14 protein-coding genes are annotated in these 12603 nt (G+C 51.7%); 12 read left to right on the top strand and 2 right to left on the bottom strand.

What is annotated here, in order from left to right:
* The first annotated feature begins 204 nt into the window (after positions 1-204).
* On the top strand, positions 205-1932 hold the full coding sequence (locus EDM57_RS15785; protein WP_122905655.1) for a methyl-accepting chemotaxis protein: 1728 nt from the start codon (positions 205-207) through the stop codon (positions 1930-1932).
* Positions 1933-2016: 84 nt separating this feature from the next.
* Here EDM57_RS15785 and EDM57_RS15780 read toward each other — a convergent pair whose 3' ends face one another.
* Together EDM57_RS15780 and EDM57_RS15775 are read right to left on the bottom strand one after the other, a co-directional pair.
* Positions 2017-3156 carry an ABC transporter permease gene (locus EDM57_RS15780; protein WP_122905654.1) on the bottom strand — a complete coding sequence of 380 codons (1140 nt, stop codon included), beginning with the start codon at positions 3154-3156 and terminating at the stop codon, positions 2017-2019.
* On the bottom strand, positions 3153-3896 hold the full coding sequence (locus EDM57_RS15775; RefSeq protein ID WP_122905653.1) for an ABC transporter ATP-binding protein: 744 nt from the start codon (positions 3894-3896) through the stop codon (positions 3153-3155). The genes EDM57_RS15780 and EDM57_RS15775 overlap by 4 nt, the downstream gene beginning before the upstream one ends.
* A gap of 190 nt (positions 3897-4086) precedes the next feature.
* On the opposite strand from EDM57_RS15775, the gene EDM57_RS15770 reads away from it, so the two are divergent.
* From EDM57_RS15770 to EDM57_RS15720, 11 genes are all read left to right on the top strand, one after another.
* Positions 4087-4506 (top strand): hypothetical protein, encoded by a 420-nt coding sequence (locus EDM57_RS15770; RefSeq protein WP_211338255.1) that lies wholly within the window; start codon positions 4087-4089, stop codon positions 4504-4506.
* 122 nt (positions 4507-4628) lie between these two features.
* Complete coding sequence (locus tag EDM57_RS15765) at positions 4629-5258, top strand: SurA N-terminal domain-containing protein (RefSeq protein ID WP_122905652.1); 630 nt, start codon at positions 4629-4631, stop codon at positions 5256-5258.
* Between the two features lie 52 nt (positions 5259-5310).
* Complete coding sequence (locus EDM57_RS15760) at positions 5311-5793, top strand: DUF2512 family protein (RefSeq protein ID WP_246005825.1); 483 nt, start codon at positions 5311-5313, stop codon at positions 5791-5793.
* A gap of 554 nt (positions 5794-6347) precedes the next feature.
* The gene (coxB, locus tag EDM57_RS15755; protein ID WP_122905651.1) at positions 6348-7367 is read left to right on the top strand and encodes a cytochrome c oxidase subunit II; all 1020 of its coding nucleotides are present in this window, start codon (positions 6348-6350) and stop codon (positions 7365-7367) included.
* 59 nt (positions 7368-7426) lie between these two features.
* Positions 7427-9274, top strand: a complete 1848-nt coding sequence (ctaD, locus tag EDM57_RS15750; RefSeq protein WP_122905650.1) for a cytochrome c oxidase subunit I — start codon at positions 7427-7429, stop codon at positions 9272-9274.
* Positions 9274-9900, top strand: coding sequence for a cytochrome (ubi)quinol oxidase subunit III (locus EDM57_RS15745; RefSeq protein ID WP_122905649.1), 627 nt, complete (start codon positions 9274-9276; stop codon positions 9898-9900). The genes ctaD and EDM57_RS15745 overlap by 1 nt, the downstream gene beginning before the upstream one ends.
* 3 nt (positions 9901-9903) lie before the next feature.
* A complete protein-coding gene (locus EDM57_RS15740) occupies positions 9904-10221 on the top strand; it encodes a cytochrome C oxidase subunit IV family protein (protein WP_122905648.1) in 318 nt (105 codons plus the stop codon).
* A 299-nt stretch (positions 10222-10520) separates the two neighbouring features.
* Positions 10521-10820, top strand: coding sequence for an EthD family reductase (locus EDM57_RS15735; protein ID WP_122905647.1), 300 nt, complete (start codon positions 10521-10523; stop codon positions 10818-10820).
* 3 nt (positions 10821-10823) lie between these two features.
* Positions 10824-11285 (top strand): hotdog fold thioesterase, encoded by a 462-nt coding sequence (locus EDM57_RS15730; protein WP_122905646.1) that lies wholly within the window; start codon positions 10824-10826, stop codon positions 11283-11285.
* A gap of 99 nt (positions 11286-11384) precedes the next feature.
* A complete protein-coding gene (locus EDM57_RS15725) occupies positions 11385-11774 on the top strand; it encodes a PaaI family thioesterase (protein ID WP_122905645.1) in 390 nt (129 codons plus the stop codon).
* Between the two features lie 41 nt (positions 11775-11815).
* Positions 11816-12598: an enoyl-CoA hydratase-related protein gene (locus EDM57_RS15720; protein ID WP_122905644.1), complete on the top strand. Its 783-nt coding sequence runs from the start codon at positions 11816-11818 to the stop codon at positions 12596-12598.
* Positions 12599-12603 lie beyond the last annotated feature (5 nt).

Below are 12603 nucleotides of genomic sequence, written 5' to 3'. Positions count from 1 at the left end.
GGTTATGTCGACATTCCCAACTATCGCTTCCTGATCGTGGCCGCGCCCGAAGGAAAATATGTTTACAAATAGGCTGCCATTTGTCGATAAAAATACAGGGAGTTTTGGCAAAAGCGCCCTTTGGGGGTGCTTTTTGTTTGAAAAAGTGTCTTACAGGGAATTATCTATCAAATTTCAGGTAAGGTGAAGGAGAGATGAGCAAGGATGAGCAAGAGCCTAGCCAGTCGTGTAGTTGTGCTCGTGGCCGTAATTGTCGTAGTAATGATGGCAGCCAATCTTTTCATGCTGAAATCAAACAGCGCAACTACCGTTGAACGTACGCTTTCTCACTCAAGCATTGACCTGGCGATGCATATTGCTGCGGGCGTAGATGCTGAAACGCTGGCGAGATTTTTGGCCCAGCCAAAGCCGGAAAAGAACGATGATTACCAGTCCCTTCTGGCTACGTTGAAAGACTATTTGGCGAAGACGGGGGCGCTCTATGTGTACATCGTCCTGGCCGATGGCGAAAAGGTCAAGATGATGGTGGACGGATCGGATGGATCGGGGGTTGACTTCGAGGTTGGCCAGCCTACGAGCTCGACCACATTCGCTGACATTTCGCCTGCGCTGCAGGGAGGAACCAACAGTACGCCAATCGTGCAGGACCCGGTGTACGGAGCGTACCTCAGCGCGTTTGCACCGATTCAGGACAAATCCGGAAAAGTCATCGCGGTGCTCGGTGTCGACACAGCCGCGGCAAAGGTTGAGCAAATAAACGGGCAGGTCCTGGCCGAGACGATGCCGGGCATGATTGTCTCCATGGTTGTCGTCACAGTGATTGCGCTTGTGTGCGTATACATTGTGGTGAAACGGATGCTGCGTCCTTTGGGGGTCGTACAGGAGGCGTCCGCGCGCATTGCCGGCGGAGACCTGACGGAGACGCAAATCGCGGTTACGAACAGAAATGATGAAATTGGCCGCATCGTTGTCGCTTTTCGCGAGATGACGACCCAGTTGCGGCAAATCATCGGCGGTGTCAAGGAGACGACGGTGAGCATTGACAATATGGCGGCTTCCATCTGCGAAGGCGCAGCGTCTGTCCGCGAGCAGAACCAGAACATTGCCATCACGAGTCAGGAAATTGCTTCCGGCAACGAGCAAACCGCAACCGCGATGGAAACCGCCGTGCAAACCGTACAGGAGTTTTTAAGCGAGCTGGCCGAGTTGAACCGCGCGATCGAAGCGATGGACGCCGTGTCCAACCAGGTAGCTGACATCGGACAGAGCAGCTATAAGGTACTGCAAGAGTTTCTCGCGGATGGAACGGAAACGAACAAGCAGTTCCATGACGTTCAACATACGATGACGATTCTGGAAGAAAAATCGGCCCGGATCAATGATGTGATTGAAACGATCCAGCAAATCGCCGCACAGACCAACCTGCTTGCCTTGAACGCCGCCATCGAGAGCGCACGCGCTGGAGAGGCGGGGCGCGGATTTGCGGTAGTCGCAGACGAGGTGCGCAAACTGGCCGAGCAGACGGGAACGGCGACACTGGTCATTCAGGAGAGCATCAGGGACATCCAGGATCAGGTGAAGCAGGCGACAGAAAAAACAAATGTGACATTGAACCGTTACAATGCCGGGACAAAGCGTCTCGATTCGGTGGCCAAAGAAATCACAGAGCTGTCCAACATGACAAACACGCTCAAGGCGTCGCTTTCCAACGTCATGTCCACCGTGGAAACGATGAAGCACGAACAAAACAAGGTGAACGAATCGATATTGACGGTCACGGCCATTTCCGAGCAGACAGCAGCCGCCACGGAAGAAGTATCGGCGACCATCCAGGAAGTCAGCAGCAACGTGGATCGGTTTGTCGTCGAGATTCAGGATGTCACAGAAAGCATCCAGGAGCTGCGCAGAAAAGTGGATACGTTCCACCTGTAAGCCCTGCTCGCCACCCTAACTGGCATGTATGAAAAAACAGCCCTTCGAACAGGCTCCAAGTCCTGGTTCGAAGGGCTGTTTCCGCTACCATAAGCTTACGGTGATGTGCACAGCTGCTTGCAGCAGCAGCAAAACCGAGCGCATCCAGACAAATGCACGTCTCTGCGCAGGTGCAGGAACCGGGAAGAGCAGTTCGTTGCTTCGCTTGCCCTGCTGCCGCCACATGCCGTTCAGTTGGCTTGCTGTCATCAGCATCAAGAGCCCGGCCGCAATCGCCTTCGCCAGCAGGCTTGGCAAAAGCAGCACGAGAACGGCGCCGATTACGACCAGCCGCCCGTAGATCCCGGCCAGCTCGCCGGAGCGGAGGAACGTTTTGACGTACAAATGCCTTGCTGTATGCGCCTGACCGTACGGCAAAAGCTGTGTCAGGCCAGTCAGCCAAAAGCGCGGCTTTACCTGGCGCTGCAAGGCAGGAACGTCCCGCACGTTGTTCATGAATTGATAAAAGCGGTGCCGCAAGCGATTTTCCATCGCAAGCAGGCGGTACCATTGCAGCGGCAGTCCGGTGCATACCTTGCGCATTTGTACGTGGAGCCAGACGATGAGAACCGCGCCGATCACGCCGCCAAAAGGCACATGCCCGAAGCTGAGAAACTGCCCTGCGCTGAGCACCCATGCCAGCACGAGATACGACAGGCCGAACCGGGCGAGCGTGTAAAGCCGCTCCGTTTTTTTCGCGGACAGCCGCAAAAATATCCAGCTGCTGTGTACATTCCAGCCTTTCAGCAGAAAAGGCACCAGCCAGTACAGCCACAGTTGCAGTCCGGTTGCCCCGATCACGCCCGTGTACAGGGGCGAGAGCAAAAGCAGCAGCACGAACAGGCCGACGCTCTGTACGGCAAAGTTGTAGACTTGCGCTTTGCGAAAATAGCCGCCCAGCCGCGTCTCGTGCGGAGTGAGAAAGAGCAGGTCCGCTTCCAGCAAAAAAGTGCGATGAGGGGTGCGCGTGACGAAAAGGGCAAGGACCAGCGCCAGGCCATGCGTCAACGGGAACCAGGCCGGAATCATCGCGATGATGCTGCGATAATAAAAGGAAAGCAATCCGGTCAGAAATACAGCAATAAAAAGTACGCCGCCATTGGCCATATACTGTGCATACCTGATGAATTCCGTGGAAAAGGCATGCAGTCTTTTTCGAAACAATTGATCCGCATCAAACTTCACTGTTTTTCATCCTCTACGATCCGCAAATAGATGTCATCCAGGGAGTGGCCGAACAGCCCTGTGAACTGCCGAAGCTCGTCCAGCGTGCCTTGCGCTTTGATTTCCCCTTTGTGCAAAATGATGAAACGGTCGCAATACTTTTCGGCAGTGGCCAAAATATGCGTCGACATCAGGATGCCTGCGCCCTGTTCCTTGCAGCGCTGCAGCCAGGTCAGCAAAGAGCGAATCCCGAGCGGGTCCAGGCCGAGAATCGGCTCGTCCACGATATAGAGCGGCGGCTGTACGAGCAGCGCCATCATAATCATCAGCTTTTGCCGCATTCCTTTGGAAAACTGCTGAGGAAAACGGTTTTTCATCTCTTCCATGCGAAATTCCCTGAGCAGAAGCTCGGCCCGTTTGGACAGTTCTTCTTTCGTCAAGCCGTGACTCATCGCCATCAGCTCGATGTGCTCCCACAGCGTCAACTCCTCGTAGTAAATGGGAGACTCGGGAATGTAGCCGTAAGAGAGTCGATAGCTGTCCGGAGCGGATTGAAACGATTGGCCCGCAATCTTGATCGAGCCGTCCAGCGGTTGCAAAAGGCCGAGAATATGCTTGATCGTCGTACTTTTCCCCGCGCCGTTCAGTCCGATCAATGCGACGATTTCGCGGGGGTGAACGGCAAACGAAATATTTTTGATGACAGCGTGGCTCGGGGAGTAACCCCCTGTCACGTTGTTTACTTCCAGCAAGGCTGCCATGGTTTCCTCCTTCACACCATAACGAATGGCAATCGGTCATCCTCCTATTGTAGCGCATCAGCAAAGATTTGGAAAAACGCAGCGTGCAGCCTTTTTTGCGCGTCGGGGCAAAGGAAGGGATAACCGTACAAGCAATGGCTCTGTGCCTGACATAAACAAGGTATTACAAGGGACGGAGGAGGTGTGACCTATGTCGCCGGGAAAACAGGACAATCAAAGAGACACCGACATACAGATGCAGCGGCTCTATCAGAAACCGGGCAAATTCGAAGAAAGAATCGACCAGCTTGAGGGACAAGTGACAGTCGTAACAAAGTGGTTGGAACGAATCGAACACAGATTGGAACGCATGGAAGACGTACGCATTGATGTGTTGCAAGCGATTGCGAAGCTAGAGACGGAGCTGAAGTTGCGAGAAGAAAAAGCGAGCAAAGAAAAAGATATTATCATGCAGCTATTGGACAACGACAATCGGGACAAGGAAAATCTGACACAGATCATCGAAGGGGACAAAAGCAGGAGACAGGAGCGATTTTTGCAAATATGGGCGGTTTTGGGTCCCGTCCTTGCCTCCGTCCTCACTTCTTTTTTTGCCCGATTTTTTATGTAGCCGCAAAGACTGGCACATAATGATATACGAATGTGGAAAAGTTGTGTAATCCTCATTCCATTTTTCTACCGTATCTCCTGACTATACTGGGTGGGCAGATAACAGAAAGTGAGGATATCCAAGTGAAGAAGTTCGACGTTTCTATTCTTTCGGTTGCCGTTTTGCTGACCGGACTGGCTGTGCTCGGGGTCTACCAGGCAAATGAGGCAGACAGGGACCCGGTTCTGGTCAAGGCTGGTGATACCTCAATTACACAATATCAACTGTACGATGAAATGAAATCGATGTACGGCAAGCAGATGATCCATGAACTGGTCGCACAGTCGCTGATTTCACAGGAAGCCAAGGTGCAAAACGTCACGGTGACCAAGGAAGAAATAGATAAGGAGATCGCCTCGATGAAAGAGCAGGCCGGCTCGGAGGAAGCGTTCCAAAACTACCTCCAGAGCATGGGCATGACCGAACAAAAGCTGCGTGAGAAGCTGACCGTTCTGATGACGCGGGACAAGCTGCTCGACAAGGCTTTTCCGGTGACAGATGAACAGATCAAAAAGTATTACGAGGAAAACAAGCAGCACATGGGATCGCCGGCACCGGAATTGGAAAAGGTGCGGGAGCAGATTAAAACGTTTTTGACCGATCAAAACCGCAGCGAAAACTACAACGATTGGCTCAATCAGATTCAGCAAACACACAAGGTGGAATGGTACGACCCTTCCTTAGACGATCCGGCCCAGCCCGTTGCGGGGTAAGCCGCAGCATCCTCTCTGCATCAGAAAAGACTTTCCTGCTCGGAAGCGACGAGTGGGGAAGTCTTTTTTTGACTGCGCTTTTGCCAGCTCCTGCTGGCTGCGCGGACAAGTGGGACATGGCGGGGATTGTCGGCCAAAAGAGGGGCATACTGAGAAGAACCCGGTCAAAGGAGTGGGAACACACGTGGACGGTCTTTGGATGAAGCTGCTTGTAACTCCGGTTTTGGTTGTTTTGGCCGACGCTCTCTTTCCCGAGGTGAATTTTGCCAACCTGTACCAGTCTGTCGGAGTGGGGTTTGTGCTCGCTCTCGCAGGTTTTTTCCTGGACAGGGCAATACTTGCGCCCGGCAGTCTCTGGCTTTCGACCGCTATTGATTTGATTGTTGGCTTTCTCATCGTCTACGGCAGTGTCGTCTTTTTGCCAGACGCCCAAATTTCCCCGATGGGAGCAGGATTCGTTGCGATTTTCTACGGGGTGGCCGAATACTTGCAGCATACGTGGCTGCTTCGCGCCATCACGTCGGGAAAGGCATAGAGCCTCGCATGATGCAGGACAGGTTCAACGTCTTTTGGAAGACGGGAAGCTGTCCTTTTTGCTTGCTGTTGGCATGATTGCGATTTTGTCAAGGGGGTCTCTTTTTCCCGACCGTGCCTGAAAGCGATTGCGTAAAATCCGGCCTTGACGAATGCCAGGAAAGCGGACGCTTCAAATCCGCCAGAATCATCCAGAAAACAGAAAAACTGGACTTGCTTTCAAGCAAACCCACTCATTTTTACCTAAATTGGATAAAATTTTCAGGAAAGTTCACAAATTTGTTCATAAATTTGTTAACAAAATGATAACAAATAGCCTGTAGATCAAGGAAAATTTATGTATACTTGAATAGTTACCACGCATTGGTAGAAGACTGCTTTCTTGCCTGTGCTCCTTTGTTTGTATGAGGAATGATTGCTAATACTTTTCCAGATTGGGTATGATAGTTGGGGAAGTATAACTAGCTATTCTTGCGCAAATGAAAGAGTATGGGAGCTTCTAGTTGTAAGCGTGGCTAGAACGTTACCAACACGAAGAAAGAGGGGTTCATAGGTATGAAGGGTTGGCAACAGTTTTGGCGTCAGCTTTCTCTTTTTGGTCTGCTGGCGCTGGTGTTAACCGGGTGTGGCAAAGATGAGCTCTCAGCGCTCAAACCTTCCGGCCCGGTGGCTGCGATGCAGTATGACCTGATGAAGCTGTCCTCCGCTATCATGATCGGCGTCTTTATTGTCGTAATGCTGATCTTTACGTACGTCCTTATTCGATATCGTAAGCGTCCAGGACAGCAAGGCATTCCAAAGCAGGTCGAAGGCAACCATGCACTGGAGATTCTTTGGACGGTTATTCCTTTCCTGCTCCTGATTGTCATGGCGGTTCCAACCGTTACGACCGGTTTCGCTCTGCATGAGGAATATCCGAAAGAGGAAGCGCTTCAAGTGAAGGTGACTGCTCACCAGTTCTGGTGGGAATTCGAGTATCCGGATCTGGGAGTAGCAACAGCACAAGACCTGGTTTTGCCAGTTGGCAAAAAGGTTCAGTTCCACCTGACCTCTGCTGACGTTATGCACGCATTCTGGATTCCGGCGTTGGGCGGCAAGATCGACACCAACCCAGGCCAGGAAAACAAAATGTGGCTGCAAGCAGACAAAACAGGCATTTTCTACGGCAAGTGCGCGGAGCTCTGTGGAGCGTCCCATGCCTTGATGGACTTCAAGGTTGAAGTAATGGACCAAGCGGCATTTGACAAATGGATAGACGGCATGAAGGGCGTTCAGTCCAAAGATCCGGCCGTTGCTACATCTCCAGGTGCTGCACAAGGTCAAGAAATCTTCAACAAAAGCTGTCTCGGCTGTCATGCCGTTGCCGGCAAAGGCGGCAAACTGGGTCCAAACCTGACCAACTTCGCGGATCGCGAGCGCGTAGCAGGTATTCTCGAACATACGCCTGAAAATGTAGCGAAGTGGCTGAAAGATCCGCAAAAGGAAAAAACAGGCAACAACATGCCTAACCTCAACCTTGACGATGCACAAGTGAAAGCGCTTGTAGAGTACATGTCTACACTCAGCGTGAAGTAATTACCGTAATGAAATGACAGGATGTCATAGGAAGTTACGCTTAAAAAGGAGGTAAACCTGTGTCTGCACATGCTTCTCACGCACCCGCACCAAAACGTTCAGGGCTGTGGGATTGGCTCACGACGGTGGATCACAAGAAGATTGCGATCCTGTACCTGATTGCCGGCGGTATTTTCTTCCTGGCTGGCGGTTTTGAAGCCCTGCTGATCCGTTTGCAGTTGATGTATCCAGAATCTCAAGTAGTTGGTGCCGGGCTATTTAACGAACTGATTACCATGCACGGCACGACGATGATTTTCCTGGCAGTCATGCCGGTCATCTTCGCGCTGATGAACGCAGTCGTTCCGCTGCAAATCGGCGCACGCGACGTAGCGTTCCCGTTTGTTAACGCTCTCGGTTTCTGGCTCTTCTTCTTCGGAGGACTGCTCCTGAACACCAGCTGGTTCCTTGGCGGAGCGCCAGATGCCGGATGGACATCTTATACAACTTTGGCTTTGAACCAATACAGCGGCCGCGGGGTAGACTTCTACGTTCTCGGTCTGCAAATTGCCGGTCTTGGTACGCTGATCGGTGGTATCAACTTCCTGGTTACCATCATCAACATGCGTGCTCCAGGTATGACATTCATGCGTATGCCAATGTTCACCTGGGCGTCTTTTGTAACATCCGGTCTGATTCTGTTCGCGTTCCCTGCGATTACAGTGGGCCTGGTTCTCTTGATGTTTGACCGTCTGTTTGGCGGTAACTTTTTCAACCCGGATGCCGGCGGTAACGTCATCATTTGGGAGCACTTGTTCTGGATCTTCGGTCACCCCGAAGTATACATCCTGATTCTCCCAGCATTCGGTATCATTTCCGAAGTCGTATCCACATTCTCGAAAAAGCGTCTGTTCGGTTACAGCTCCATGGTATTCGCAACAGCGCTGATCGGCTTCCTTGGCTTCATGGTGTGGGCTCACCACATGTTTACAACCGGTTTGGGCGCGATTGCCAATACGCTGTTCGGTCTGGCCACGATGCTGATTGCGGTGCCAACTGGTATCAAAATCTTCAACTGGCTGCTGACCATGTGGGGCGGACAAATCACCTTCCCTACAGCAAATCTGTGGGCAGTAGGTTTCATCCCGACCTTTACAATCGGTGGTATGACAGGGGTTATGCTTGCGGTTCCGCCAGCTGACTACCAATACCATGACAGCTACTTCGTAGTAGCGCACTTCCACTACGTTATCGTAGGGGGTCTTGTGTCTGGTCTGTTCGCAGGTCTGTACTACTGGTGGCCGAAAATGTTCGGCAAAATGCTCAATGAAAAGCTCGGTAAATGGAACTTCTGGACGTTCTTCATCGGGTTCCACCTTACCTTCTTCCCGCAGCACTTCCTTGGTCTGATGGGGATGCCACGCCGCGTCTACACGTTCCTGAAAGGCCAGGATCTCGACGTAGGGAACTTTATCAGTACCATCGGTGTATTCGGTATGACAATCGGTACGATCCTGTTCCTGGTTAACGTCGTTGTCTCTGCAAAAGGCAAACGCGCTGTAGCAGATCCGTGGGACGGTCGTACACTGGAGTGGACGATTCCGTCGCCGCCACCTGAGTACAACTTTGCGCAAACACCGCTGGTTCGCGGTCTGGATGCATTCTGGATCGAGAAAATGGCTGGCAACAAAGGCATGACACCGGCTGAACCGCTTGGTGACATCCACATGCCGTCGCCATCGTTCCTGCCATTCCTGATGTCTGTAGGCTTGTTCATTGCGGGCTATGGCTTCATGTACCACAACTACGTGGTCGTGGTGATCGGCTTGCTCGTGACATTCGGATGCATGTTCGCTCGTTCTGTCAAGGACGATCCTGGTTATCATATTCATGAGGACGAAATCGAAGAGAAAGGGGTTAAGGCTTAATGGCTACACATCATGCAAATGCAGTATTACCTGATGAACCGGAAAAAGCCACCCTTGAAGGCAAGAACAAGATTCTTGGCTTCTGGCTCTTCCTTGGTGGGGAGACCGTTCTTTTCGGTTCCTTGTTCGCAACATTCATCGCGCTGCGCGATCAGGTAAACGGCGGTCCTACATCCCAGCAGCTGTTCGACATGCCGCTGGTTGCAGCAGCAACGCTCATCCTGCTTACCAGCTCGATGACAAGTGTTATGGCTACACTCGCTTTGCACAAGAAAAACCTGAAAATGATTCAGGTGTGGCTGACCATCACTGTATTGCTCGGTATCGGCTTCCTTGCGCTGGAGATTTACGAGTTTGTGCATTACGTGCATGAAGGACACAAAATTTCCACGAGTGCCTTCGGTTCTGCGTTCTATACGCTGGTTGGCTTCCACGGAGGTCACGTAGCGTTCGGGATTTTGTGGATCATCCTGTTGCAGTTGTCCGCAGTGAAAAAAGGTCTGACCGTAGTAACTGCTCCGAAGTTTTACCTGGCCAGCTTGTACTGGCACTTTATCGACGTAGTGTGGGTGTTCATCTTTACCGTGGTATATCTCATGGGTATGATCGGTGGAAAGGTGGGGTAATCTATGGGAGCACATGCTCACAATGAAGAGGTACGCAAGCCGAAAGTAAAACACGACAGTCCTAAACGACACGTAGTGGCTTTCATCGGATCTCTCGTGTTGACCGCTCTGGCATTTATTGCCGTAGCGTATGAAGTGATTCCGGCAGGGTTCACCGTACCGTTCATCGTCATACTGGCCTTCGTTCAGGCGTTCTTCCAACTGTTTGTTTGGATGCACATGGACCAAAAAGGCCATGAATATGCACGCATCAGCATTTTCGCCGGGCTGTTCTTCATCCTGGCGGCGATTATCGTCTTCATTTTCTGGGTGTGGGTCTAGGACACCGGAATGTGAAAAAAGAGGGCAGACGCAATGTCTGTCCTCTTTTTTTAGGCTGTCAGAAGTCATTTCTGACAGCCATTTTTTTGTACTAATGTAGAAAAACAAAGATAAGCATGAGAGGAGAAATGGCTTTTTTCCAGCGGATTACCGTGACAGAGTTTTCTTGCTTTTTGAAAAATACTTGCACCTGTCCGGAAGGCTTTATATAATAAAAATACAAATATGCGTTAAAATAACGTCATATTATTATCTCGTCACATGTTTTGTGAAATAAACGGATGAAAGCAGGGATCGTAATGGTGAAATTGGTGGCAATTTATCGCAAGCCTGAAAATATCGAGGCTTTTGACAAGCACTATTTCGAGGTACACGCTGCACTTGCAGAAAAAATGCCTGGCCTGGTCAAAATGGAAGTGAGCAAAGTGTACGGCACGCCAATGGGCGAATCCGACCTGCACCTGATCGCAGAGATGTATTTTGAAACCAAAGAGGCTCTTTTGGAAGCGTTGTCATCCCCAGAGGGCCGTGCTGCAGGAAAAGACTTGCGCGGATTTGCCGGTCAAGTGGTATCCATGCATTTTGCAGAAGTGGTCTGATCGATGAGCGGAAAAAAGTATATCGACGAGCGAGAATTGCACCGCAAACACTACGACGAAATTTGCGAAAAGCTGAAGCAAGATCAGTTTGCCCAATTTTTGGGCGTCAAGCTGATTGAGCTTGGGGAGGGGACGGCAACAGCGGAAGTGACCGTGGCCGAACACATGCTGAACGCGCACGGGACAGCGCATGGCGCGATCATTTTCTCCCTGGCTGACTTTGTTTTCGCAGCAGCCTGTAATTCCTACGGCAAAACATCCGTGGCTTTGTCCATGAACATCGGATTTTTGGCCGCAGCCATGAAGGGAAACCGCCTGGTCGCAACTGCAACCGAGGAGAAGAAAAACAACCGCACCGCCTGGTACCGCATCCGTGTAGAAACCGAGCATGGTCTGGTCGCAACACTGGACGCACTGGCGTATCGGAAAAATGAATACTTCATTGCAATCGACGAACCAACATAACCAAATGCGAAAATCCGACAGGGAAAGGAAGCCGAATGCCATACACGCACAAGGCTCCTTTCACTGTTTCATGAGGATACCATACACGGGGGCGAGAAAATGACAGTGGAAATTCGCAATCGATTTAACCACTACCTGGGCATTGAAGTCGTACATCGAGATGAACAGGGCTGCAAGGTAGCGCTGAAAGTTCGCCCTGAACTGTTCAATAGCATCGATGGCGTCGTGCATGGGGGGGTAACGGCGACACTGGCCGACGTGGCAATGGGACATGGAGCCGCTCCTCATGTAGACGGTGTGCAGCAATGTGTCACGGTAGAGAGCAAAATTCAATACTTGTATCCTGCACGCGGAGAGCTGCTGGAAGCCGAGTCACGCGTTTTGAAGCAGGGGAAAAGCCTGATTATTATGGAAGCGCGCGTGACCTGTGACGGAAAGCTGGTTGCTTTTGCGACAGGAACGTATGCACGAGTCAATCCGAATCGCTAGCGGCAAATGAGGAAATGGCTGCACAAGGAGGACAAAAGAGCATGGAAGAAACCGTTCGCTTTGAACGTGACGGTCACGTGGCCATCATCACGCTGAACCGTCCGGATGAGCTGAATGCCTTGAACTACGATACGCTGCAGCGCCTGGGTGATCTGATCGAGCAGGTACGGCTGGAGTCAAAGGACATTCGCGTCCTGTTGATAAAAGGCGAAGGCCGGGCGTTTTGCGCAGGGGCGGATTTGAAAGAACGCCGCACGTTGAATGAGCAGCAAGTACGCCGCAACGTCCGCAAAATTCGCGATGTTTTCACCGCGCTGGAACGGCTGCCGCAGCCGACAATCGCCATGATTAACGGCTTTGCTTTTGGCGGAGGGTTTGAACTCGCGCTAGCCTGTGATTTCCGCTATGCGGTAGAGGAAGCGAAGATGGGGCTGACTGAGGTGAGTCTCGGGATCATTCCGGGGGCAGGAGGCACACAGCGCTTGTCCCGACTGATCGGTCCGTCCAAGGCAAAAGAGCTGATCCTGACCGCTCGCCGCATTCAGGCGACAGAAGCCAGCCGCTTAGGCATCGTGAATGGAATCGCCCGCAATGGGGAAGAATTGCATGAGTTGGCAATGGGACTGGCCAACGAAATTCTCGCCAATGCGCCGCTCGCCGTCTATCAGGCAAAAGCGGCGATCGACCGCGGCAGCAGCGTCGATTTGCAAACAGGGCTCGATGTGGAAACTATGTGCTACGAGGTTATTATTCCAACAAAAGACCGTCTGGAGGCGCTGGAAGCGTTCCGCGAGAAGCGCAAACCCGTATTCAAGGGAGAGTAGGCAGC

The organism is Brevibacillus gelatini, from assembly GCF_003710935.1.
GTDB lineage: Bacteria > Bacillota > Bacilli > Brevibacillales > Brevibacillaceae > Brevibacillus > Brevibacillus gelatini.
Note: the sequence above shows the minus strand (reverse complement) of the source record. Positions and strands in the feature narration are given on the sequence as shown.